The sequence below is a fragment of the Burkholderia sp. CpTa8-5 genome, from assembly GCF_017815045.1.
Taxonomy (GTDB): domain Bacteria; phylum Pseudomonadota; class Gammaproteobacteria; order Burkholderiales; family Burkholderiaceae; genus Burkholderia; species Burkholderia sola.
Window position 1 is genome coordinate 178,797 of the sequence record NZ_JAGIQD010000004.1, and the last position, 22,813, is coordinate 201,609.

Annotated in this window: 20 protein-coding genes; 10 read left to right on the forward strand and 10 right to left on the reverse strand. The window is 69.1% G+C overall.

Features of this window, described 5'->3' with window-relative positions:
• Nucleotides 1-111: 111 nt before the first annotated feature.
• A complete protein-coding gene (locus J8I35_RS08780) occupies nt 112-741 on the forward strand; it encodes an ABATE domain-containing protein (protein WP_245170170.1) in 630 nt (209 codons plus the stop codon).
• Nucleotides 742-756: 15 nt separating this feature from the next.
• On the opposite strand, the gene prpR is transcribed toward J8I35_RS08780, so the two are convergent.
• Entirely contained in the window at nt 757-2,745 is a 1,989-nt protein-coding gene (gene prpR / locus J8I35_RS08785) for a propionate catabolism operon regulatory protein PrpR (protein ID WP_209925012.1), read from the reverse strand.
• A gap of 170 nt (nt 2,746-2,915) precedes the next feature.
• On the opposite strand from prpR, the gene prpB reads away from it, so the two are divergent.
• From prpB to prpF, 4 genes are all read left to right on the forward strand, one after another.
• The gene (prpB, locus tag J8I35_RS08790; protein ID WP_006480320.1) at nt 2,916-3,809 is read left to right on the forward strand and encodes a methylisocitrate lyase; all 894 of its coding nucleotides are present in this window, start codon (nt 2,916-2,918) and stop codon (nt 3,807-3,809) included.
• Nucleotides 3,810-3,849: 40 nt separating this feature from the next.
• A complete protein-coding gene (gene prpC / locus J8I35_RS08795) occupies nt 3,850-5,022 on the forward strand; it encodes a 2-methylcitrate synthase (RefSeq protein ID WP_006480321.1) in 1,173 nt (390 codons plus the stop codon).
• An 81-nt stretch (nt 5,023-5,103) separates the two neighbouring features.
• Nucleotides 5,104-7,698 (forward strand): Fe/S-dependent 2-methylisocitrate dehydratase AcnD, encoded by a 2,595-nt coding sequence (acnD, locus tag J8I35_RS08800; RefSeq protein ID WP_209925013.1) that lies wholly within the window; start codon nt 5,104-5,106, stop codon nt 7,696-7,698.
• Nucleotides 7,699-7,722: 24 nt separating this feature from the next.
• Nucleotides 7,723-8,913, forward strand: coding sequence for a 2-methylaconitate cis-trans isomerase PrpF (gene prpF, locus J8I35_RS08805; protein WP_209925014.1), 1,191 nt, complete (start codon nt 7,723-7,725; stop codon nt 8,911-8,913).
• Nucleotides 8,914-8,971: 58 nt separating this feature from the next.
• Here the strand turns inward: prpF and J8I35_RS08810 are convergent, their stop codons facing one another.
• The 7 genes from J8I35_RS08810 to J8I35_RS08840 form a co-directional block, all read right to left on the reverse strand.
• Nucleotides 8,972-9,910, reverse strand: coding sequence for an alpha/beta hydrolase (locus tag J8I35_RS08810; RefSeq protein WP_209925015.1), 939 nt, complete (start codon nt 9,908-9,910; stop codon nt 8,972-8,974).
• A gap of 38 nt (nt 9,911-9,948) precedes the next feature.
• Complete coding sequence (locus tag J8I35_RS08815; RefSeq protein ID WP_209925016.1) at nt 9,949-11,103, reverse strand: acyl-CoA dehydrogenase; 1,155 nt, start codon at nt 11,101-11,103, stop codon at nt 9,949-9,951.
• A gap of 37 nt (nt 11,104-11,140) precedes the next feature.
• Nucleotides 11,141-12,463, reverse strand: coding sequence for an MFS transporter (locus tag J8I35_RS08820; RefSeq protein WP_209925017.1), 1,323 nt, complete (start codon nt 12,461-12,463; stop codon nt 11,141-11,143).
• Between the two features lie 10 nt (nt 12,464-12,473).
• On the reverse strand, nt 12,474-13,526 hold the full coding sequence (locus J8I35_RS08825) for a porin (RefSeq protein WP_209925018.1): 1,053 nt from the start codon (nt 13,524-13,526) through the stop codon (nt 12,474-12,476).
• An 81-nt stretch (nt 13,527-13,607) separates the two neighbouring features.
• Entirely contained in the window at nt 13,608-14,405 is a 798-nt protein-coding gene (locus tag J8I35_RS08830; RefSeq protein WP_209925019.1) for an enoyl-CoA hydratase-related protein, read from the reverse strand.
• Nucleotides 14,402-15,622: a CoA transferase gene (locus J8I35_RS08835; protein WP_209925020.1), complete on the reverse strand. Its 1,221-nt coding sequence runs from the start codon at nt 15,620-15,622 to the stop codon at nt 14,402-14,404. The genes J8I35_RS08830 and J8I35_RS08835 overlap by 4 nt, the downstream gene beginning before the upstream one ends.
• 80 nt (nt 15,623-15,702) lie before the next feature.
• Nucleotides 15,703-16,485 carry a crotonase/enoyl-CoA hydratase family protein gene (locus tag J8I35_RS08840; protein ID WP_050013341.1) on the reverse strand — a complete coding sequence of 261 codons (783 nt, stop codon included), beginning with the start codon at nt 16,483-16,485 and terminating at the stop codon, nt 15,703-15,705.
• Between the two features lie 134 nt (nt 16,486-16,619).
• Here J8I35_RS08840 and J8I35_RS08845 point away from each other — a divergent pair, with 134 nt between their 5' ends.
• The 4 genes from J8I35_RS08845 (at nt 16,620) to J8I35_RS08860 (ending at nt 19,245) form a co-directional block, all read left to right on the forward strand.
• Entirely contained in the window at nt 16,620-17,384 is a 765-nt protein-coding gene (locus J8I35_RS08845; RefSeq protein WP_050013340.1) for a helix-turn-helix domain-containing protein, read from the forward strand.
• Nucleotides 17,385-17,544: 160 nt separating this feature from the next.
• Nucleotides 17,545-18,597, forward strand: coding sequence for a CaiB/BaiF CoA-transferase family protein (locus J8I35_RS08850; RefSeq protein ID WP_050013339.1), 1,053 nt, complete (start codon nt 17,545-17,547; stop codon nt 18,595-18,597).
• Between the two features lie 128 nt (nt 18,598-18,725).
• Nucleotides 18,726-18,974 (forward strand): type II toxin-antitoxin system Phd/YefM family antitoxin, encoded by a 249-nt coding sequence (locus J8I35_RS08855; RefSeq protein WP_048023838.1) that lies wholly within the window; start codon nt 18,726-18,728, stop codon nt 18,972-18,974.
• Nucleotides 18,964-19,245 (forward strand): type II toxin-antitoxin system RelE/ParE family toxin, encoded by a 282-nt coding sequence (locus J8I35_RS08860; RefSeq protein WP_050018268.1) that lies wholly within the window; start codon nt 18,964-18,966, stop codon nt 19,243-19,245. The genes J8I35_RS08855 and J8I35_RS08860 overlap by 11 nt, the downstream gene beginning before the upstream one ends.
• Before the next feature lie 28 nt (nt 19,246-19,273).
• Here J8I35_RS08860 and J8I35_RS08865 read toward each other — a convergent pair whose 3' ends face one another.
• A complete protein-coding gene (locus J8I35_RS08865; protein WP_050018269.1) occupies nt 19,274-19,717 on the reverse strand; it encodes a PaaI family thioesterase in 444 nt (147 codons plus the stop codon).
• 281 nt (nt 19,718-19,998) lie between these two features.
• Between J8I35_RS08865 and J8I35_RS08870 the strand changes: the two genes are divergently transcribed.
• Nucleotides 19,999-21,618 carry a methyl-accepting chemotaxis protein gene (locus J8I35_RS08870; RefSeq protein ID WP_209925021.1) on the forward strand — a complete coding sequence of 540 codons (1,620 nt, stop codon included), beginning with the start codon at nt 19,999-20,001 and terminating at the stop codon, nt 21,616-21,618.
• Here J8I35_RS08870 and J8I35_RS08875 read toward each other — a convergent pair.
• Nucleotides 21,591-22,700, reverse strand: a complete 1,110-nt coding sequence (locus J8I35_RS08875) for an AGE family epimerase/isomerase (RefSeq protein ID WP_209925022.1) — start codon at nt 22,698-22,700, stop codon at nt 21,591-21,593. The genes J8I35_RS08870 and J8I35_RS08875 overlap by 28 nt on opposite strands.
• Nucleotides 22,701-22,813: the final 113 nt, after the last annotated feature.

A 22,813-nucleotide genomic window follows, 5' to 3' on the forward strand; every position in this document is an offset into this window, starting at 1 on the left:
TGGATTGAACCGGCATCGGTGCGGCCAGCCAGTTTTTAACCACCATGCCGGTTATGTTAGAAATCGCTCGGACGCTTGTCAACCGGCATGGTGGTTAGATACGATCGCGTCATGAGCAAAACGCAACCTTCCGTCACAACGGACTGCCTGATCCCGGCGCCGCCCGAAACGTTGAGCCTCGATTTCGCGAACACGCTGTATTGGCGCGGCAGCGACCCACCGACGGAAACCTTCGGCACGATGGACGACCTGTTCGCGTGGTGCCGCGAGCAGGCGGGCGTACCGGCCGGGCTGGCCGACGCGTGTCGTGAGCAATACCTGAACCTGAAGAAGAATGACGAACCCGCGATGCTCGCGCAGGCGCTCGCGTTGCGCGAGGCGCTATACCGGCTCTTTCACGCGCAGGCGGAGCAGCGCGAGCCGCAGGCCGAGGATCTCGCGCTGCTCGGCGGCTTCCTGGTGGAAGCATCGCCGCGCGTTGCGCTGGCGCGCGTCGACGGCCGCTATGCGTGGCGGATCGACGCGTCGGGCGCGACGCTCGCGCGCCTATTGAGCCCGGTGCTCTGGTCGGCGATCGACCTGCTCGGCGGCGCGCGGCTCGCGAAGGTCAAGCGCTGTGCGAACGACGCATGCCAGTGGCTGTTCATCGACGACAGCAAGAACGGCAGCCGACGCTGGTGCTCGATGTCGTCGTGCGGCAATCGCGCGAAGGCGTATCGCCACTATCACAAGGCCGAATGACGGCGCGGACGGAACCTATTTCGCCGACAACTTCCGCCACAGCGTCGTCTTGCTGATGCCGAGCATCGCGCACGCGCGATCGCGGTCGCCGCCGCACGCGTCGAGCACCGCGCGGATCTCGTCGGCTTCCGCGCGACGGCGCCGCGCGTGGAGCGTCCGTGCATCGTCGCCGCCGGCGCCGGCCGCATCGGGCGGCGCGGCGAACAGCTCGGGCGCGATCACTTGCAGCGCGCCAGGGGCGAGCGCCGCGCACGCGGCGGCCGGATCGTTTTCGTCGACTTCCTCGGCCAGCTCCACCGCGATCCGCTCGACCACGTTCTGCAGTTCGCGCACGTTGCCGGGCCAGCGGTAGCGCGCGAGCGTCGCTTGCGTCGCGGCGAGCACGCGCAGCGCGTCGTCGGCGTCGCGCACGCGGTCGGCGAGACGCGGCTCGCGCCGCGCGGCCTGCACGAGCAGCGTCGCCGCGAGCGCGGGGATGTCGGCCGCGCGCTCGCGCAGCGGCGGCAGGCCGATGTTCAGGATGTTGAGCCGGTAATAGAGATCCGCGCGGAACGTACCGGCCTCGACGGCCGCGAGCAGCGGCCGGTGCGTCGCGGCGATCACGCGCACGTCGATGCGGATCGGCTCGGTCGAGCCGAGGCGGATCACCTCGCGCTCCTGCAGCACACGCAGCAGCCGGCTTTGCAGCGACGGCGGCATCTCGCCGATTTCGTCGAGAAACAGCGTGCCGCGGTGCGCGGCCTCGAACAGGCCGGTCTTGCCGCCGCGCCGCGCGCCGGTGAACGCGCCTTCTTCATAACCGAACAGCTCGCTCTCGAGCAGCGCTTCCGGAAACGCGCCGCAGTTGACCGCGACGAACGGATAGCTGCGCCGCGCGGACAGCGCATGCAGGCTCTGCGCGATCATCTCCTTGCCGGTGCCGCTTTCGCCGAGCACGAGCACGGTCGCGTCGGATTTCGCGTAGCGGCGCACGAGGTCGCGCACGCGCGTCATCGGCGCCGACGCGCCGACCACGTCGTCGAGCGCGTAGCGGGCGGCGAACTGCTGCGTGGTCGGCTGCGAACGCAGTGCGCGATCGAGCCGTTCGACCGCGCGCGATTCCTGGAACGTCAGCACGCTGCCCGACGTGACGCCGCGATCGACCAGCGGCCCGCGATGCACGACGTAGCGCACGCCGCGCACGGTCGCGAGCGCGTCGCCGTCCTCGCCGCGCAGCGTGCGCAACTCGGGCCGCAGGTCGACGAGCGCGCGACCGACGGCCGCCGCGGGTTCGACCCCGAACGCCGATGCGAGCCGTTCGTTGATCGCTTCGACGCGGCCGTGCGCGTCGAGCGCGACCACGCCGTCGCGCAGGTGCTGCAGCAGCGTGTCGAGCCGCTGGCGGCGAAACGCCTCGGCGTGCGTCGCATACGCGACTTCGAGCGCCGTCTCGACAGCCTTGCGCACCGACGCATGCGAATACAGGAATACCGCGCCCATGCCGACGCTGGCGGCGAGATCGGTGACGAGGCCCGGGCCGACGATCGTCTCGATGCCGCGATCGCGCAGGTCGTGCACGCAGGCTTCCGCTTCCTGGGCGGACTGATATGACGCAAACTGCACGTCGAGGCCGTACGCGGCGACGAAGCGGCGCACTTCGGGCGGCGTCTCGCCGGCGCTGACGAGCGCGATCCGCGTCGCATCGCGCCGCGCGCGCGCGAGCGCCTGCATCACGTCGAAGCCGGTCGGCGACACGACCACCACCGGCACCTGCGCGCGCGTTTTCAGGAAGCCGCCGTTCGAGCCGGCCGCGACGATCACGTCGGGCCGCGCGGCGCCGGCCTCGGCGATCGCGCTCAGCGCATCTTCATAGGCGCGCGTGACGATGCGCACGTCCGCGCGTTCGTCGAATTCGCCGGCGATCTCGCGAAACAGCTCGCGCAGCCGGCTGATGCCCATCGCCCAGATGCGCGGGCGCACCGTGCGGTCGGCGGGGCCGACGGGCTTGGTCGAGGAGAGGTCCATGATGGCCGATTATGCGCGCGCGATTTCATTTTTGAAACATGAAATCGCTAAATTGAAATCGCCGGGCGGTGCCGCACCCACGGCGGTCGCTTAAGAATCAGTGGGTTAGCGACGTTCCGCAAGCTGGCCCGGTCCTTGCTGTTATCGGGCATTCCATCAGGAGGCCGTTCATGAGCAATACGCATCTTCAGAGCGCCGGCGCGAAGTTCCGCGCGGCAGTCGCGGCCGAGCAGCCGCTGCAGGTGGTCGGCGCGATCACCGCGTACGCGGCCAAGATGGCGCAGGCCGTCGGCTTCAAGGCCGTGTACCTGTCGGGTGGCGGCGTCGCCGCGAACTCGCTCGGCATTCCCGACCTCGGCATCAGCACGATGGAAGACGTGCTGATCGACGCGACGCGGATCACCAACGCGACCGACCTGCCGCTGCTGGTCGACATCGACACGGGCTGGGGCGGTGCGTTCAACATCGCGCGCACGGTCCGCTCGTTCATCAACGCCGGCGTCGCGGCCGTGCACCTCGAGGACCAGGTCGGCCAGAAGCGCTGCGGCCACCGTCCGGGCAAGGAAGTCGTGCCGATCGACGAAATGGTCGATCGCGTGAAGGCCGCGGTCGACGCGCGCACCGACGACCAGTTCGTGATCATGGCGCGCACCGACGCGGCCGCCGCGGAAGGGATCGATTCGGCGATCGAGCGCGCGGTTGCGTACGTCGAAGCCGGCGCGGACATGATCTTCCCGGAAGCGATGAAGACGCTCGACGACTACCGCCGCTTCAAGGCCGCCGTGAAGGTGCCGATCCTCGCGAACCTGACCGAGTTCGGCTCGACGCCGCTGTTCACGGTCGACGAGCTGCGCGAGGCGAACGTCGACATCGCGCTGTACTGCTGCGGCGCGTATCGCGCGATGAACAAGGCCGCGCTGAATTTCTACGAGACGCTGCGCCGCGACGGCACGCAGAAGGCGGCCGTGCCGACGATGCAGACGCGCGCCGAGCTGTACGACTTCCTCGGCTATCACGAATACGAGCGCAAGCTCGACGAACTGTTCGCGCAGGGCAAGAAGTAACGCGGCCCGCACCCCCCGATACCCATTGGAGAAGGAAAACATGAGCGAGACGAAAGACGCAGCAGCACCGGCCGCCGCAGGCGCATTCAAGCCGAAGAAGTCGGTGGCGCTGTCGGGCGTGACGGCCGGCAACACGGCGCTGTGCACGGTCGGCAAGACCGGCAACGACCTCCACTATCGCGGCTACGACATTCTCGACGTCGCCGAATCGTGCGAATTCGAGGAAATCGCGCATCTGCTCGTGCACGGCACGCTGCCGAACCTGACCGAACTGGCCGCGTACAAGACCAAGCTGCGCGCGCTGCGCGGCTTGCCGAGCGCGCTGAAGGCCGCGCTCGAACAGATCCCGGCGTCGGCTCATCCGATGGACGTGATGCGTACCGGTGTGTCGGTGCTCGGCACCGTGCTGCCGGAGAAGGACGACCACAACCTGCCGGGCGCGCGCGACATCGCCGACCGCCTGATGGCGTCGCTCGGTTCGATGCTGCTGTACTGGTATCACTTCTCGCACAACGGCAAGCGCATCGAGACGGAAACCGACGACGACTCGATCGGCGGCCACTTCCTGCACCTGTTGCACGGCAAGACGCCGTCGAAGTCGTGGGTCGAGGCGATGCACACGTCGCTGATCCTGTACGCGGAGCACGAATTCAACGCGTCGACGTTCACCGGTCGCGTGATCGCGGGCACGGGCTCGGACATCTACTCGGCGATCACCGGCGCGATCGGCGCGCTGCGCGGGCCGAAGCACGGCGGCGCGAACGAAGTCGCGTACGAGATCCAGAGCCGCTACAGCTCGCCGGACGACGCCGAAGCCGACATCCGCCGCCGCGTCGAGAACAAGGAAGTCGTGATCGGCTTCGGCCATCCGGTCTACACGATCTCCGATCCGCGCAACAAGGTGATCAAGGGCGTCGCGCACAAGCTGTCGAAGGAAGCGGGCGACACCAAGCTGTACAGCATCGCCGAGCGCCTGGAATCGGTGATGTGGGACGCGAAGAAGATGTTCCCGAACCTCGACTGGTTCAGCGCGGTGTCGTATCACATGATGGGCGTACCGACCGCGATGTTCACGCCGCTGTTCGTGATCTCGCGCACGTCGGGCTGGAGCGCGCACATCATCGAGCAGCGCATCGACAACAAGATCATCCGCCCGAGCGCGAACTACACCGGTCCGGAAGACCTGCAGTTCGTGCCGATCGAGAAGCGCTGATCGTCCGCCGCATGCGCCGGCGCCCGTGATGCGGGCGGCCGGCGCACGCGGCACGTCTTACCCCGAATTCCGCCCCACATCATGAATACCGCCAACCGCAAACCCCTGCCCGGCACGTCGCTGGACTATTTCGACGCGCGTGCCGCGGTCGACGCGATCGCGCCCGGCGCGTACGACACGCTGCCGTACACGTCGCGCGTGCTCGCCGAAAACCTCGTGCGCCGCTGCGATCCGGCGATCCTCGCCGATTCGCTGAAGCAGATCATCGAGCGCAAGCGCGAACGCGATTTCCCGTGGTTCCCGGCGCGCGTGGTGTGCCACGACATCCTCGGACAGACGGCGCTCGTCGATCTCGCGGGCCTGCGCGACGCGATCGCGGACGGCGGCGGCGACCCGGCGAAGGTGAACCCGGTCGTGCCCGTCCAACTGATCGTCGACCACTCGCTCGCCGTCGAATGCGGCGGCTTCGATCCGGACGCATTCGCGAAGAACCGCGCGATCGAGGATCGCCGCAACGAGGATCGCTTCCACTTCATCGAGTGGACGAAGAAGGCGTTCGAGAACGTCGACGTGATCCCGCCGGGCAACGGCATCATGCACCAGATCAACCTCGAGAAGATGTCGCCGGTGATCCAGGTGCAGGATGGCGTAGCGTTCCCGGACACCTGCGTCGGCACCGACAGCCACACGCCGCACGTCGATGCGCTCGGCGTGATCGCGATCGGCGTCGGCGGGCTCGAAGCCGAGAACGTGATGCTCGGCCGTGCGTCGTGGATGCGCCTGCCCGACATCGTCGGCGTCGAGTTGACCGGCAAGCGCCAGCCCGGCATCACCGCGACCGACGTGGTGCTCGCATTGACCGAGTTCCTGCGCAAGGAGAAGGTGGTCGGCGCGTACCTGGAGTTCCGGGGCGTTGGCGCGGCGAGCCTCACGCTCGGCGATCGCGCGACGATCTCGAACATGGCGCCCGAATACGGCGCGACGGCCGCGATGTTCTTCATCGACGGCCAGACGACCGACTATCTGCGCCTCACCGGCCGCAGCGACGAGCAGGTGAAGCTGGTCGAGACCTACGCGAAGGCGGCGGGCCTGTGGGCCGATACGCTCGCCAATGCGCAATACGAGCGCACGCTGACGTTCGACCTGTCGAGCGTCGTGCGCAACATGGCCGGCCCGTCGAATCCGCACAAGCGGCTGCCGACGTCCGATCTCGCCGCGCGCGGGATCGCCGGCCAGTGGGAAGAGAAGGCGGGCGAGATGCCCGACGGCGCGGTGATCATCGCCGCGATCACGAGCTGCACGAACACCAGCAACCCGCGCAACGTGATTGCCGCGGCCTTGCTCGCCCGCAACGCGAACGCGAAGGGCCTGACGCGCAAGCCGTGGGTCAAGAGCTCGCTCGCGCCGGGCTCGAAGGCGGTCGAGCTGTATCTGGAAGAAGCGAACCTGCTGCCGGAACTCGAGAAGCTCGGCTTCGGCATCGTCGCGTTCGCATGCACGACCTGCAACGGGATGTCGGGCGCGCTCGATCCGAAGATCCAGCGGGAGATCGTCGAGCGCGACCTGTACGCGACGGCCGTGCTGTCCGGCAACCGCAACTTCGACGGCCGCATCCACCCGTATGCGAAGCAGGCGTTCCTCGCGTCGCCGCCGCTGGTCGTCGCGTATGCGATCGCCGGCACGATCCGCTTCGACATCGAGAAGGACGTGCTGGGTCACGATCAGGACGGCAAGCCCGTCACGCTGAAGGACATCTGGCCGACCGACGAGGAGATCGATGCGATCGTCGCGTCGAGCGTGAAGCCCGAGCAGTTCCGCAAGGTCTACGAGCCGATGTTCGCGCGCAGCGCCGACGCAGGCGAGCGCGCGGCGCCGCTGTACGACTGGCGTGCGCAGAGCACGTATATCCGCCGCCCGCCGTACTGGGAAGGCGCGCTGGCCGGCGAGCGCACGTTGAAGGGCATGCGTCCGCTCGCGGTGCTCGGCGACAACATCACGACCGACCACCTGTCGCCGTCGAACGCGATTCTGCCGAACAGCGCGGCCGGCGAATACCTCGCGAAGATGGGCCTGCCGGAAGAAGACTTCAACTCGTACGCGACGCACCGGGGCGACCACCTGACCGCGCAGCGCGCGACCTTCGCGAACCCGACGCTGATCAACGAGATGGCGATCGTCGACGGCGCAGTGAAGAAGGGTTCGCTCGCGCGCGTCGAGCCGGAAGGCGAGGTCATGCGGATGTGGGAAGCGATCGAGACGTACATGAATCGCAAGCAGCCGCTGATCGTCGTGGCCGGCGCCGACTATGGCCAGGGCTCGTCGCGCGACTGGGCCGCGAAGGGCGTGCGGCTCGCGGGCGTCGAGGCGATCGCCGCCGAAGGTTTCGAGCGGATTCACCGCACGAACCTGATCGGGATGGGCGTGCTGCCGCTCGAGTTCAAGCCGGGCACCAACCGGACGACGCTCGGCATCGACGGCACCGAGACCTTCGACGTGGTCGGCGAGCGCACGCCCCGCGCCGACCTGACGCTCGTGATTCACCGCAGGAACGGCGAACGCGTCGAGGTGCCGATGACGTGCCGGCTCGATACGGCCGAGGAAGTGTCGATCTACGAAGCGGGTGGCGTGCTGCAGCGTTTCGCGCAGGACTTCCTCGAATCGTCGCAGGCCGCCTGACCGGCGCACATTGGGAACACAGACATGGCTCACATTCCTCAAATCAGGATTCCCGCCACGTACATGCGCGGCGGCACCAGCAAGGGCGTGTTCTTCCGGCTGCAGGACCTGCCGGATGCCGCGCAGACGCCGGGCGCCGCGCGCGACGCGCTGCTGCTGCGCGTGATCGGCAGCCCCGATCCGTACGGCAAGCAGATCGACGGGATGGGCGGCGCGACGTCGTCCACCAGCAAGACGGTGATCGTGTCGAAGAGCACGCGGCCCGGTCATGACGTCGACTACCTGTTCGGCCAGGTCGCGATCGACAAGGCGTTCGTCGACTGGACGGGCAACTGCGGCAACCTGTCGGCGGCGGTCGGCCCGTTCGCGATTGGCGGCGGGCTCGTCGATCCGGCGCGCGTGCCGCGCGACGGCGTCGCGACCGTGCGGATCTGGCAGGCGAACATCGGCAAGACGATCGTCGCGCACGTGCCGATCGTGAACGGCGCGGTGCAGGAGACGGGCGACTTCGAACTGGACGGCGTCACGTTCCCGGCCGCCGAAGTGCAGCTCGAATTCATGGACCCGGCCGCCGAGGAAGAAGGCGCGGGCGGCTCGATGTTCCCGACCGGCAACCTCGTCGATGATCTTGCGGTGCCGGGCGTCGGCACGCTGAAGGCGACGATGATCAACGCGGGGATCCCGACCATCTTCGTCGACGCGGAAGCGATCGGCTATACGGGCACCGAGCTGCAGGACGCGATCAACGGCGATGCGAAGGCGCTCGACAAATTCGAGACGATCCGCGCGCACGGCGCGCTGCGGATGGGCCTGATCGACACGCTCGACGAAATCGCGACGCGGCAGCACACGCCGAAGATCGCGTTCGTCGCGAAGCCGGCCGACTACGTCGCGTCGAGCGGCAAGCGCGTGAACGCGGGCGACGTCGACCTGCTGGTGCGCGCGATGTCGATGGGCAAGCTGCACCACGCGATGATGGGCACGGCGGCGGTCGCGATCGGCACGGCCGCGGCGATCCCGGGCACGCTCGTCAATCTCGCGGCGGGCGGCGGCGAACGCAATGCGGTGCGCTTCGGGCATCCGTCGGGCACGCTGCGCGTCGGCGCGCAAGCGCGGCGCGAGAACGGCGAATGGGCCGTCACGAAGGCGATCATGAGCCGCAGCGCGCGCGTGCTGATGGAAGGCTGGGTGCGGGTGCCGGGCGACGCGTTCTGAGCGTCGTCGTCGGGATCGACGCGGATGCGGGCGGCTTCGGCCGCCCGCGTCGTTTTCGTCAGCCGTGCAGGAAGCGGCGCAGCGCGTCGTGGCTCAGGCGGCGCGCCGTTTCCGAGACCCGCGCGCCGGGTACGAGGTCGAATCCGTGTACGCCGCCGGGCAGCACGTGCAGCTCGGTCGGCACGCCCGCGCGCAGCAGGCGCTGCGCGTAGTCGAGATTTTCGTCGAGGAACAGGTCGAGCGAGCCGACCGACAGGAACGTGGGCGGCAGGCCGTCGAGTCGCGTGGCGCGCGCGGCCGCCGCGTACGGCGACACGCCGTCGATGCCCGGCGCGTGACCGAGCAGCGCGGTCCAGCCGAACCGGTTGTTGGCCGCATGCCAGATAAATTCGCCGGCATGCGGACGCGGCGTGCGCGTGCAGGTGCGATCGTCGAGCATCGGATAGATCAGGTGCTGGAACGCGAGCGGGAATTCGCCGCGGTCGCGGGCCAGCAGCGCCAGCGCGGCGGCGAGCCCGCCGCCCGCGCTTTCGCCCGCCGTGCCGATCCGCGCGGCGTCGATGCCGAGCGTGTCGGCGTGACGGAACACCCAGCCGAGCGCCGCGTAGCAGTCCTCGATCGCACCGGGAAACACGGTTTCCGGCGCGAGACGGTAGTCGACCGAGATCAGCGCGCAGCCGAGCTGCGTCACGAGCGACCGGTGCACCGCTTCGAGCTCCTTCGCCGCGCCGCGCACGTAGCCGCCGCCGTGCAGGTGGACGACCGCCGGCAGCGGGCGCGCATGGCCGTCGGGCAAATAGACGAGGACCGGGACGTCCGGCGCGCCGGCAGGACCGGGTACCGTGCGGCGTTCGAGCGTGCTGCCGGCCGGGTCGGGCGGCGGCAGCGGCAGCACGCGCTGGCGCGACTGTGCGAGGTTGTCGGCGCTGAGCGTGACGGTCGGCCAGGTCTCGAGCAGCGGGCGGATTTCGGGATCGACGAGAGGCAGGGTGTTCAACGCAGGGCTCCATCGTGGAAGTGGGCGGTGCGCCGCGGTCAGAGCACGCTGCGCGCGACGACCCAACGGTGCACCTCGGTCGGGCCTTCGAAGATGCGCATCAGCCGCGCTTCGCTGGCCATCTGCTGCAACGGCATTTCCTTCGTCATGCCCATCGCGCCGAGCGTCTGCATCGCATGATCGATGACGGTCGACGCCATTTCGGTCGCGAACACCTTGACCATCGAGATCTGCGTGCGTGCATCCTGCCCGGCATCCACGCGCGCGGCCGCTTCGTAGGTCATCAGGCGGCACGCATGGATCTGCGTGAGCGCGTCGGCGACCCACCACTGGACCGCCTGGCGCTCCGCGAGCGGCACGCCGAAGGTCGTGCGCTGTTTCGCATGGTCGCACAGCAGCGCGACCGCGCGCTCGGCGCGGCCGATGCACCATGCGGCCATCTCCAGCCGCCGGTTCGCGAGCCGGGCCTGCATCGGCGCGAAGCCGGCGCCTTCCCGGCCCAGCAATTGCGCGGCGGGAATGCGGCAGTCTTCCAGCACGATTTCGTAGGTCGACAGGCCGCCGATCATCGGGATCCGGCGCTCGATGACGAAGCCCGGCGTGTCGCGCTCGACGATGAACGCCGACATGCCGCCGCGCTTGCCCTTGCTGCGATCGGTCAGCGCCATCACGATCGTCCAGTCGGCTTCGGCCGCGTGGCTGATCCAGATCTTCCGGCCGTTCAGCACCCAGGTGTCGCCATCGCGCACGGCCATCGTCGACAGCGCACCCGGATCGGAGCCGGCGCCCGGCTCGGAGATCGCCATTGCCGCGCGCGTGGCGCCGCGTGCGTACGGGTCGAGATAGCGCGCACGTTGCGCCGCGTCGGCCGCATCGCACAGCATCCGCAGGTTCGGCGAGTCGGGCGGCAGGATGTACGGGGTCACGGTCGTGCCGATCGCTTCGTTCACGCCGACCATCGCGACGGCCGGCAGGTCCGAGCCGCCCGCGTCGAGCGGCGCGTCGAGTCCCCACAGGCCGAGTTGCCGCGAGCGCTCGTCGAGGTGCGCGCGCTCGTCGGCGAGCAGCCCGAAACGCTGGCCGTCGGCCTCGCGCGCCATCACCGCCGCTTCGAGCGGAATCAGTTCGTCCTTCACGAAACGTGCGACGAGGTCCCGGATCATCCGGTGTTCGAGTTCGAGGTCGAAATTCATGAGGGTGGGTCCGTACAGGGGGGAAGAAGGCGTGCCGTCAGCCGGCGTTCGCGTGCGCCGCCGCGCGGGCGCGCAGCGTGCCGAGCAACGCGAACGCGCCGGCCGCCAGCAGCGCGGCATTGAAATAGAGGCCGCCGCGCATCGACCCGGTGGCCGTGTTGAGCACGCCCATCAGGAACGGGCTCGCGAATCCGCCGATCGCGCCGGTCATCGTGATCGCCGCGATCGCGACCGCCATCGAGCGCTTCGGCAGCGCGAGCCCCGGCAGCACCCAGAACGCGGGCAGCGCCGCGGCGTGCGTGGCGACCGCGATGCACAGCGCGATCATCAGGTGCGACGTGCCGGCGCTGCTCGCGAGGCCGGCGAGGGCCGCCGCGCACGCGAGCATCGCGACGGCGCCGTGCTTGCGCCATTCGCGCCGGCGCTCGGTGCGCCAGCCCATCGCGAGCATGCCGACGATGCCGCACAGGTACGGCAGCGCGGACAGCAGCCCGATCTGCATCGCGCCATGCAGGCCGCCGCGATGCAGGATCACGGGCATCCAGAACACGAGCGCGTAGCCGGCGGCCGCGATTGCGAAATTGGCCGCGCACAGCAGCCAGAAATCGCGATGTGCGAGCAACGGCCGCGCTGCGTTCGCGTCCGGCGTACCGGCTTCGGCCTGCGCGTGCGCGGCGCGCAGTGCGGCCTTGTCGGTGTCCGACAGCCAGTGTGCGTCGTCCGGCCGGTCGTCGAGAAAGCGCAGCGCGACGAGGCCGAGCGCGCTGCTCGGCAGCCCTTCGACGACGAACAGCCATTGCCAGCCGCTCAGGCCGGCCACGCCGTCGAAGTACGACAGGATCGCGCCCGACACGGGGCCGGCGATCAGCCCCGCGAGGTACAGCGCGGTCATGAACAGCGCGAACGCCTTGGCGCGCTGCCGCGGCGGATACCACGCGCCGAGATAGAACAGGATGCCGGGGAAGAAGCCGGCCTCGAACACGCCCAGCAGAAAGCGGCACGCGTAGAACTGCGCGGGCGTCGCGACGAACATCGTCGCGGCCGAGCCGAGGCCCCACAGCACCATGATCCGGGCGATCGTCCGGCGCGCGCCGATCCGCGCGAGCCACGCGTTGCTCGGAATCTCGAACGCCATGTAGCCGATGAAGAAAATGCCCGCGCCGAGCCCGTAGACGGCGTCGGAGAAGTGCAGTTCGGCGGCCATCTGTGCGTGCGCGAAGCCGATGTTGATCCGGTCGATGAACGACAGCGTGTAGCAGAGGATCAGGAACGGCAGCAGCCGGCGCGAGATTCGGCGGTAGAGTGCCTGCGTCGCGCCATCGTCGACGGCGGCCGGGTGGATCGAAAGGGTCGGGGTCATGGGCACTCCGTCAGAAGCGGTGAGTGACGCCGAGCGCAAACACCTGCTCGGTGCCGCCCGGTTGCGGTTGCAGACCGGCGACGACGGTATTGCGGGCGTCGCCGCCGTTCTTCATGCAGAGATAGCGTGCGTAGAGCGATGTCCGCTTCGACAGCGGATGGTCGTAGCCGACGCCGAGCGCGGTCGCATCGTTCGCCGAACCCTTCACGTCGCGGCGCACCACCGACACGAGCACGCGATCGAGCGCGCCGACGTTGATCGACGCACCGACGCTCGCGGTCGAGAACGCGGGCAGGCGCGCCGCCGTGCCGACGCCATACAGGAACGCGGCGTACAGCTTGACGCGCGCGAACGCGTAGTTAGCCGCGAACACGTAGTGGCGGGTCGTCGACGGGGAGACGACGGGCGCCAGGTTGCCGGCCGACGTATCGCCCTGGAAGCCGGCGCCGACGTAGAGCCCGCCGATCCGGTACTGAAGCCCGGCGCCGTAGTTGCGTCCGGCTTGCGTCGAGAGTGCGTTCGGCGTCGGAAAGCCGTACGTGGCCATCACGCGCAGGCCGTTCCAGTCGGGACTCAGATACGACGCCGCCTGGTTGAAGCGCGGAATCGGCGGGGTCGTGTTGCTCGTGATCGTGTCGGTCGACGTTGCGAGCAGCGCGAGCGGCGACATCCGCTCGTTGAGTCCGAACGGATCGCCGTCGTACACGACGTAGAACGCGGGCGTGTATTGCCGGCCGAGCCGCAGGTCGCCGTAGCGCGTGTTCTGCAGCGATACATAGGCCTGCCGGTAGAACAGCGTGCCGCCCTGGAACGATCCGTCGGCCGGCGAGAAACCGCTTTCCAGCACGAATTTCGTCGATGTGCCGCCGCCGAGATCCTCGACGCCCGTCAGGCCGAAGCGGCTCGTCGACGCGCCGCCGCCGCTTTGCCGCAGGGTCGACAGGCTGCCGATGCGATCGAATTCGACGTAGCCGTCGACGATCCCGTACAGCGTGACCGACGACGCGTGCGCCGACGTCGCGCATAGCACGCACGCGCCGACCAGGAATGCTTTCCGTTGCATGAAGGTGTCTCCGTCCATGTTTTTTGGGCGCGCCCGCGTTCTGGGAGCGGTGCGCGCGGGTGCTGCGGTGCGGCGCCGGGCTCAGCGGCCCTTGAACACCGGCTTGCGCTTCTCGAGAAACGCGCGGGCGCCCTCGATCCGGTCCTCGCTCGCGTAGACGTCAGGGCCGACGTCCAGCCGCAGCGCGGCGGCCACCGGCAGCCCCTGGCTGCGCGTCGCGGTTTCCTTGATGCGGCGGATCGTGAGCGGTGCGTTCGCGGCGATCGTCTGCGCCAGCTCGCGCACGGTGTCGTCGAGTGCGGCGCCGGGCACGACGCGGTTCAGCAGGCCGGCGCGCTGCGCTTCGTCTGCGTCGAAGCGGCGGCCCGTGAACAGCAGCTCCATCGCGATCGCGTGCGGCAACATGCGCGGCAGCAGCACGCTCGCGAAGTTCGCGCCCATGCCGACCCGCGCTTCGGGCAGCGCGAAGGTCGCGTGAGCGGCAGCGATCCGCAGGTCGCACGCGAGCGCGATTTCGCAGCCGCCGCCGATCGCGTAGCCGTTGATGGCCGCGATGGTCGGCTTGCGCAGCTCCAGGATCAGCTCGTGCACGTTGCGTGCGAGCCCGCGCATCGGCTGCATTCCGCGGATCTCGGGGTCGCCGAGATCGACGCCCGCGCTGAATGCGCGTTCGCCCGCGCCGCGGATCACGACGACGCGAATCGACGGGTTGTCGTCGAGCGTGACGAGCGCGTCGCACAGGCGGCGGATCGCGTCGGCGGACAGCGCATTGGCGACGTGTGGGCGATGGATCGTCAGCCACGCGATGCCGTCGGCGTCGTCGCGCAGGATAGACGGGGCATCGTCGCCCGCCGGTGAAGAAAAGCGCTGGGTGGTCATGACGCGCTCCCGGCCACGTCCGCCCGCGTGTCGTGCAGCACGCCGGCCTGCCGCAGCGCGTCGCGGCGCGCCGCGTCCATCCCGAACGCGTCGAGCACGGCGTCGGTGTCGGCGGCAAACGGTTGGGGCGGCCGGCGTATCGAGCCGGGCGTGCGGGACAGTTTGGCGGGAATGCCCGCGCCGGTGTACGTATCGGTATCGACGAACATCGCGTTGCGTGCCGCCTGCGGATGGCCGAACGCATCGGCCACGGTGTTCACCGGCCCCGTCGCGACGCCGGCGTGCATCAGCCGCTCGACGACCTCGTCCGCCTGCAGTTCGGCAGTCAGTTGGCCGAGCAGCGTGTCGAGCGCTTCGCGATGCGCGACGCGCTGCGCATTGGTCGCGAAACGCGGATCGCGCGCCAGTTCGGGCACGCCGAGCGCCTCGACGAGCCGCGCGAACGTGCGGTTGTTGCCGGCGCCGGTCGCGACCGGCTTGTCCTTGCACGGATAGACGCCGTACGGCGCGATCGCGCCGTACACGTTGCCGGTCGCGACGGGCACGTCGCCGGTCGCCATCCAGCTCGTGCTGACCGGATGCAGCATCGACAGCGCGGTGCTGAACAGGTCGATGTCGACGTGCTGTCCGAGGCCGGAGCGCGTCCGCTCGACCAGCGCGACCAGGATGGTGGAGACGGCGCTCAGGCCGGCCGCATGATCGACGACCGGAAACGGCACCTTGAGCGGCATGCCGCCCGGCTCGCCGTTGATCGACATGAAGCCGGCGAGGCCCTGCGCGACCGCGTCGTAGCCCGGAAACCGCGCGAGCGGGCCGTCGGTGCCGTAGCCGGAAATCGAGCAGTGGACGAGGCGCGGAAAGCGTGCGCGCAGGCAGTGTTCGTAGTCGATGCCCCAGCGTTCGAGCGTGCCCTGCTTGAAGTTGTCGATCAACACGTCGGCCGTTTCGAGCACGCGCAACAGCACGTCGCGTCCGTCGGGATGCGACAGGTCGAGCGCGAGATTGCGCTTGTTGCGGTTGAGCCCCCAGTAGTAGCTGGAGATGCCGTTCGGCATCGCGGGCCCCCAGTCGCGCGTTTCGTCGCCCTGCGGCGGTTCGATCTTGATGACGTCCGCGCCATGGTCGGCGAGCGTCTGCGCGCAGAACGGCCCCGCGTAGACGCGGCTCAGGTCCACCACGCGCACGCCTGCAAGTGCGCCTTCGTTGCTGCTGGTCATGACGATGTCTCCTTCGATGTGGATTCGACGGGCCGGCAGGCCGGCATGCGTCGGCTGCACGGCCGCGATGCGTCGCGGGTTCAGCCGCGCGAGGCGAACAGCGCGGTGACCGCCGCGCGATGCTCGGGGCTGGCGTGCGCGAACGCCTGGTACGACGCCGACAGGTCGAGCAGCGTGTCGAGGCTCGCGTGGCGGCCTTCGCGCAGCAGCCGCTTGGTCAGGCGCAACGCGGTGCCCGAATGACGGGCGATGCGGCCGGCCAGTTCCTGCGCATGCGCGAGGAGGTCACCGTCGGGCACGACGCGCGACACGAGCCCGCAGCGCAGCGCGGCCTGCGCGTCCAGCGCATCGCCGGTGAACGACATTTCCGCGGCGACCGCGGCGCCGACGATCTGCGGCAGGAACCACGCGCCGCCGTCGCCCGGCACGAGGCCGAGCGCGATGAAACTCTCCGCGAAGCGCGCGCTGTCGGCGGCGATGCGGATGTCGCACATGCACGCGAGGTCGGTGCCGGCGCCGATGGCAGGGCCGTTGACTGCCGCGATGGCCGGCACTTCGAGATGCAGGAACGCGTGCGCGAGCCGCTGGATGCCGCGCCGATAGCCGGTCCGGATCGCGGCAGGGTCGTGCGGGCCCGATTCCATGAACGTGCGCATCGTCTTCACGTTGCCGCCCGACGAGAACGTCGTGCCGGCGCCGGTCAGGACCAGCACGCGGATCGATTCGTCGCGGTTCGCTTCGTCGCAGCATTCGGTCAGCGCGTCGATCGCATCGGTGTCCGAAATGGCGTTGCGGGTGTCGGGACGGTTCATCGTGACGGTCAGGATCGCGCCCTGCCGTTCACGGTTCAAAAAAGCTGCCATGGTGTCTCCGTGTATTCGGTGCCGCGGGACTTCACGCCGCGGCCCGAAGCCTAGTATCGTCACGACGGTCGGCGGCGGGAAATTCCGTTCCACATACGTGGAAGGCCCGTGCCGGTCTCTGCGGAGAAGGCGGGATGAGCGGAAACGTGGTCAAGAGCGCAGCGCGCGTGTTCGAGGTGCTGGAACTCTTCAGCACCTTGCAGCGGCCGCTGAGCGTGCGCGAGATCGCCACGCGGTGCGGGTATCCGGGATCGAGCGCGGCGGCGCTGCTGACCAGCATGAAGACGCTCGGCTACCTCGCATACGACGACTCGACCCACGCGTATGCGCCCACCGCGCGGCTCGTCAATCTCGGCGAAGCGCTGGTCGATTCGGCGGCCGGCAGCCGTCGGCACTGGCATGCCGTCGCGAAGCGGCTGGCGGCGCGCACGCACGAGGCGGTCGTGGTCGCGGTGCAGAGCGACCTGTACGTGCAGTACATCGATGCGGTCGAAGGCTCGCATTCGATTCCGGTGCAGTTCTATGCGCCGATCGGCACGCGTCGCGAGATCTGCATGTCGGGCCTTGGCTGGGCGCTGCTGAGCCTCCAGCCGGACAGCACGATCCGCCGGCTCGTGTCGCGCAGCATCCGCCGGATCGGGAAGTCGGGCAGGACGATCGACGAGGACGTCGTGCTCGACAAGGTCGAACAGACCCGCCGGCTCGGCTATTCGTATTCGGCGCATACCGTCACGCAGGGCGCCGCGATGATTTCGATGGTGATCGCGGACGGCTGGAACGGGCTGCCGCTGGCGATGGGCGTGGCCGGGCCCGTCGAGCGGATCGACCCGCATCGGGACGCGATCGTGCGCGCGATGCGGGCGGCGCTCGCCGAGCGTGCGTGCGACGTGGTCGGCTAGGGAACATTCCGCTGTTTGGAGAAATTCATTCGTGAGGCCAGCGCAAGCCCGTTATTCGCGTGAACAGGTCCTAACCGCGCGAAACCGGCGCGCGCAGGCATTCACATAGAATCGGGACGTTTCGCCGCTCCTGTCCCGACTGCATTTCAGCGAGGCCGCCATGCCATTAAACGCGCCGCTTTCCGGCATCCACGTCATCGAATTCGAAGGTCTCGGCCCCGGTCCGCTCGCGGGCTGGATGCTTGCCGGCATGGGCGCGCGCATCACGCTGGTCGCGCGCCCGTCCGGCCGCACCAGTGCGCCGGACGCGCTGCGGGCCCGCGACGGCGACCTGCTGCGCGAAGGCAAGACGATCGTCGAACTCGACCTGAAGGCGCCAGCCGGGCGTGACGCCGCGCTCGACCTGATCGCGCAAGCCGATGCGCTGATCGAGGGCTTGCGGCCCGGCGTGATGGAGCGGCTCGGCCTCGGGCCCGACGTTTGCGCGCGCCGCCATCCGAAGTTGGTCTACGGGCGCATGACGGGCTGGGGCCAGCACGGCCCGCTCGCGGCCGCGGCGGGGCACGACCTGAACTACGTCGCGCTGACCGGGCTGCTGTCGCTGTCCGCGCCGCGCGACGGCCGGCCGGGCGTGCCGCCGACCGTCGTCGGCGATGCGGGCGGCGCGCTCGGGCTCGCGTTCGGGATCGTCTGTGCGTTGCTCGACGTGCGCGGCGGCAGGCCGGGGCGCGTGGTCGATGGCGCGATCGTCGACATCGTGTCGATGCTTGGTTCGCTCGCGCTGTGGGCACGCGCGAACGGGCTGCTCGACGGCGCGCAGCCGAGCCTGTTCCACGACGCGCCGTTCTACGACGTGTATCGCTGCGCGGACGGCGAATGCGTGACGATCGGCGCGCTGGAACCGCCGTTCTATGCGCTGCTGGTCGAACGGCTCGGGCTGACCGACGTCGATCCCGCGTCGCAGTACGACCGGGCGCGCTGGCCCGCGCTGAAGGCGCGTTTCGCTGAGGTGTTCGCGCAACAGCCGTCCGCGCACTGGCGCGCGCTGCTCGAAGGCACCGACGCGTGTTTTGCGCCGGTGCTGAGCGTGGCCGACGCGGCCGTGCATCCGCACAATGCGGCGCGCGGCATCTATCGGACGGATGAGCACGGGAACGTGCGGGCGCGGGTGGCGCCGCGGTTTTTGCCGTTGGCGGGGGATGACGCCGACTAGGGCCGTCTTTCAGGAGGCTGCTTCCGCTCCTCGACGGTCGAGTGCCCAGCGCATCCGAGAACTAATTTTGATGCTAAATTTAGTATCAAATGAAGTGCAATCGACGCTCGATCGAAAAAGGAGCAGACATGCCCCACACCATTCTGGCGAGCGTGACGGCGAGCGTCTCGGAGCTGAAGCGGAATCCGATGGGAACCGTTGCCGCAGGCGAAGGTTTTCCGGTCGCGATCCTGAATCACAACGAACCCGCGTTCTACTGCATTCCCGCGAAGACGTGGGAGGCGATGGTCGAACGTTTGGAAGACATCGAAGACAATGCGTTGGCCGATTCGCGCGCCAAGGAGAAGGTCGTCAAGGTCAAGCTGAATGACCTTTGAACTCGCCTTTCTCGAACCTGCATTGAAGGAGTGGAAGAAGCTCGATCGCACCGTGCGCGATCAATTCAAGGCCAGGCTCGCGGAGCGGCTGGAGCATCCCCGCATCCCGTCAGCCAAATTGCATGGCCACCCGGATCGCGACAAGATCAAGCTGCGTGGTGTCGGCTATCGCCTCGTCTACGAAGTGCGCGACGCGGAAGTCATCGTGCTGGTGGTCGCGGTGGGCCGCCGCGAGCGTGATGCGGTTTATCTGGCTGCGATGAAACGCTAGCGCGGCATCAACGCTCGGCCTCGGCAACTCACGCCGTTTCCGCCGGCGCATCCGGCATCTTGCCGTCGCCGACGCGGTTGATCGTGCCTTGCGCGATCGCGACGAGCCGTTCGTGGTCGCCGTCGATGACGAACACGTGGCACTGGCAGGTCGCCTGGTGCCGGCCCGCGTAGACGAGCTTCGCGCGGGCGACGAGCGTGCCGTTCACGGCCGGCCGCAGGTAGTTGATCTTGTATTCGGCGGTGATCACGCGCGGGCCGAGCACGAGCGCGCCGGCGAACGTCAGCGCGTTGTCCGCGAGATAGCTGATGACGCCGCCGTGCACGAAACCGTGCTGCTGCCGCAATTCCTCGCGCACCGGCAGACACAGCGACACTTCGTTGTCGCCGATATGCATCAGCTGCGTGCCCAGCAGCATGCTGAACGGCTGCGCGCGCAATGCGCCGCGCGCGTGGTCCGTGATGTCGGTCATTGAACGTCCTTGGAAATGAGTGCCCGCTTGCGCTGAACTCTAGGAAGGGGGCTCCGGATAAGCAAGGAAATTCGTCCGCGTTTCGTGCAAATCCCGGCGCGATGCGACGCGATTATTGTGCCGAATACGCAAGATCTCCGCGTTTGCGGGCGATTCGACACGAATGCGCGAGCGGAGCGCGCGATTCGCCTGCATTGGCGGCCATTCCGCCTAAAGTCCGACGAAGAAATGCCGCTAATGCCGGGGCATCGCCTCATCGTCCGCTCTTCAGGAATTCCCCCATGTTCGGAAAAATCAAGCTCGCGTCGGGTCTGCTCGGCGTGTTGACCGTGTTCTGCCTCTTCCTGTTCGCGATCGAAGCGCTCGGCTTCTGGACGCTCGCGTCGACGCGCCGCGGCGTCGACGATCTGTCGAACGTCGCGATCGCGCAGGTCGACGCGGCCAGCCGGGCGACCGAGCAACTGCTCGACGCGCGCATCAACCTGTCGCGGGCCGGCACGCGGATGGTGCGCGGCGGCCCGAAACCCGAAGACATCATCCGCCATGCAGGCGCGTCGCTCGCGGAAGCGGACAAGGCGTTCGCGGTGCTGACGGCCGCGCAGCCGGTCGACGACACCAACCGCACGCGCGTCGCGGCGCTCACCGAGCGCTATCGCGCGCTGCGCGGCGCGTTGGGCGAACTCGTGCAGTTCCTCGACGCCGACAACATCCAGGCGTTCCTCGACCAGCCGACCCAGGGCTTCCAGGACGCGTACATCGCCGAGCTGCATCGCTTCACCGACTATGGCGGCACGTCGAGCCGCGCGGCGCTCGACACGATCGACGGCGGCATGCTGTGGTTCAAGTCGGTCGGCATCGTGCTGCTGGTGGCGATGCTCGCGGCGAGCGTCGCGATCTACGCGGCCACGCGGCGCGCGGTCGTCGCGCCGCTGGAGCAGGCCGGCCGCCATTTCGAGCGGATCGCGCAGGGCCGTCTCGACGAAGCCGTGCAGGCGGGCGGCGTGTTCGAGATCGACCGGATGCTGCGCGACCTCGCCACGATGCAGACGAGCATCGCGGGCACCGTGCGCACGGTGCGCCAGGCGTCCGACGCGATCCATCTCGGCGCCGGCGAGATCGCGGGCGGCAACGCCGACCTGTCGGCGCGCACGGGCACGCAGGCCGCGTCGCTCGAGGAAACCGCCGCAAGCATGGAGGAACTGACCGCGACTGTCCGCCAGAACACCGACAGCGCCCGCGCGGCGAGCGCGCTGGCCGACGCGGCGCTCGAAGCGACGAGCCACGGCGGCGGCGTGGTCGACAGCGTGATCGACCGGATGCGCGGCATCGCGCAGAGCTCGGGGCGCATCGCGGAGATCATCTCGGTGATCGACGGCATCGCGTTCCAGACCAACATCCTCGCGCTGAACGCGGCGGTCGAGGCCGCGCGGGCCGGCGAACAGGGGCGCGGCTTCGCGGTGGTCGCGGGCGAAGTGCGCTCGCTCGCGCAGCGCAGCGCGCAGTCGGCGAAGGAGATCAAGGCGCTGATCGAGGATTCGGTCGCGCAGATCAACGGCGGCGCGGCGCTCGTCGAGCGCGCCGGCGACGCGATGCGCACGGTGTCGGCGTCGATCACGCGCGTCGTGCAGACGATGTCGGAGATCACGGCGGCGTCGGTCGAGCAGAGCGTCGGGATCGAGCAGGTGAACCAGGCCGTCACGCAGATGGATCAGCTGACGCAGCAGAACGCGGCGCTGGTCGAGGAAGTCGCGGCGGCGGCCGCGTCGCTGAACGACCAGACCGCGCACCTGATGCAGGCGGTGTCGGTGTTCGAACTGGGCGACGGACGCGCCGCACGCGGCGATCGCGCGGCGCCGTCGTTCGCTGCGACGGGTTACGAACCGGCCGGCAGCGCCGCGTAGGCGGTCGCGAGGTGGTAGGGCGTCGTCGACGGCATGTCGGCGCGCGACACCTGCCCGTCGGCCGTCTTGCACTCGAACCAGCCGCGCGGATGCAGGAAGCGCGCGGCGAACCGCTCGATCTGGCGTGCGAGCGGCGCGGAGGCCGGCGTGCCGCCGTGCGTCGCGAGTGCGCGCAGGTATTCGGTCTGCGCCCAGATCCGCTGCGTGCCGTCGATGCACGCGCCTTGCGCGTCGAGCGCCGCGCACACGCCGCCCGTCTGCGGATCGACGCCGGATTGCTCGGCGAACGCGAACGCGCGCGACAGCGCGGCGGGGAGCCCGGTCTGCGCGAGCCGCGCACCGGCCGCGTCGACCAGATAGAACCATTCGAACTGATGGCCGGGCTCGAAACGGTTGTCGGCCGCCCCGAGCGGCAGCTCGGCCACGCAGCCGGTCGCCGCGTCGACGAACGTGCGCTCGACGGCCTGCGCGGTGCGCAAGAGCGCATCGTCGAACGCCGGGTCGCCGAACGCATCGGCGGCCGCGAGCCACGCTTCGGTCAGATGCATCAGCGGATTCTGCAGCGCGCCGCTGCCGGATGACGAGAAATCGGCGTGGCGCGCGGCATCGAGCAACGCGTCGCCGTGGCGCGGCGCGAAGCGGTCCTGGATCAGCGCGGCGGTGGTTTCGGCCACCGTGCGCGCGGCGGCGTCGCCCGACGCCGCATGCCAGGCGGCGCACGCGAACACGATGAACGCGTGCGTATAGAGATCCTTGGTCGTATCGAGCGGCGCGCCCTGCGCGTCGACGCTGTAGATCCAGCCGCCGTGGCGCGCGTCGCGAAAGTGCCGGCACAGCGCGTCGAACAGCGTGGCCGCGTGCGCGGTGTCGCCGGCCTGCGCGAACACGAACAGTTGCCGGGCGCACGCCATTGCGCGATAACGGGTCACGGGCAGCGGCGCATGGGTGGCCGGATCGACGGCCTCGAACGGCAGTTGCAATGCTGGGTCGAACCCTGAACCCCGCCAGATCGGCAAGACGACGTGCGCGAAATGGTGGCGCAGTTGGGCGGCCTGGGCGGAAGCGGAGTCGGAAACGGGCATGACGGGGTTGAGCGCTTGGATCGAAACGTGTCGGCGCGGCCCGGAGAATCGGCGCGGCCGGGGCCAAGGATAAAACATTCCGCGCGGCCGGCACCAAAAAAAGGAGATAAATC

What these genes read in the sequence shown, in the direction of transcription:
- J8I35_RS08780 (WP_245170170.1), top strand. Translation starts at nt 112, where the DNA reads ATGAGCAAAACGCAACCTTCCGTCACAACGGACTGCCTGATCCCGGCG.
- prpR (WP_209925012.1), bottom strand. Translation starts at nt 2,745, where the DNA reads ATGGACCTCTCCTCGACCAAGCCCGTCGGCCCCGCCGACCGCACGGTG.
- prpB (WP_006480320.1), top strand. Translation starts at nt 2,916, where the DNA reads ATGAGCAATACGCATCTTCAGAGCGCCGGCGCGAAGTTCCGCGCGGCA.
- prpC (WP_006480321.1), top strand. Translation starts at nt 3,850, where the DNA reads ATGAGCGAGACGAAAGACGCAGCAGCACCGGCCGCCGCAGGCGCATTC.
- acnD (WP_209925013.1), top strand. Translation starts at nt 5,104, where the DNA reads ATGAATACCGCCAACCGCAAACCCCTGCCCGGCACGTCGCTGGACTAT.
- prpF (WP_209925014.1), top strand. Translation starts at nt 7,723, where the DNA reads ATGGCTCACATTCCTCAAATCAGGATTCCCGCCACGTACATGCGCGGC.
- J8I35_RS08815 (WP_209925016.1), bottom strand. Translation starts at nt 11,103, where the DNA reads ATGAATTTCGACCTCGAACTCGAACACCGGATGATCCGGGACCTCGTC.
- J8I35_RS08820 (WP_209925017.1), bottom strand. Translation starts at nt 12,463, where the DNA reads ATGACCCCGACCCTTTCGATCCACCCGGCCGCCGTCGACGATGGCGCG.
- J8I35_RS08825 (WP_209925018.1), bottom strand. Translation starts at nt 13,526, where the DNA reads ATGCAACGGAAAGCATTCCTGGTCGGCGCGTGCGTGCTATGCGCGACG.
- J8I35_RS08830 (WP_209925019.1), bottom strand. Translation starts at nt 14,405, where the DNA reads ATGACCACCCAGCGCTTTTCTTCACCGGCGGGCGACGATGCCCCGTCT.
- J8I35_RS08835 (WP_209925020.1), bottom strand. Translation starts at nt 15,622, where the DNA reads ATGACCAGCAGCAACGAAGGCGCACTTGCAGGCGTGCGCGTGGTGGAC.
- J8I35_RS08840 (WP_050013341.1), bottom strand. Translation starts at nt 16,485, where the DNA reads ATGGCAGCTTTTTTGAACCGTGAACGGCAGGGCGCGATCCTGACCGTC.
- J8I35_RS08845 (WP_050013340.1), top strand. Translation starts at nt 16,620, where the DNA reads ATGAGCGGAAACGTGGTCAAGAGCGCAGCGCGCGTGTTCGAGGTGCTG.
- J8I35_RS08850 (WP_050013339.1), top strand. Translation starts at nt 17,545, where the DNA reads ATGCCATTAAACGCGCCGCTTTCCGGCATCCACGTCATCGAATTCGAA.
- J8I35_RS08855 (WP_048023838.1), top strand. Translation starts at nt 18,726, where the DNA reads ATGCCCCACACCATTCTGGCGAGCGTGACGGCGAGCGTCTCGGAGCTG.
- J8I35_RS08860 (WP_050018268.1), top strand. Translation starts at nt 18,964, where the DNA reads ATGACCTTTGAACTCGCCTTTCTCGAACCTGCATTGAAGGAGTGGAAG.
- J8I35_RS08865 (WP_050018269.1), bottom strand. Translation starts at nt 19,717, where the DNA reads ATGACCGACATCACGGACCACGCGCGCGGCGCATTGCGCGCGCAGCCG.
- J8I35_RS08870 (WP_209925021.1), top strand. Translation starts at nt 19,999, where the DNA reads ATGTTCGGAAAAATCAAGCTCGCGTCGGGTCTGCTCGGCGTGTTGACC.
- J8I35_RS08875 (WP_209925022.1), bottom strand. Translation starts at nt 22,700, where the DNA reads ATGCCCGTTTCCGACTCCGCTTCCGCCCAGGCCGCCCAACTGCGCCAC.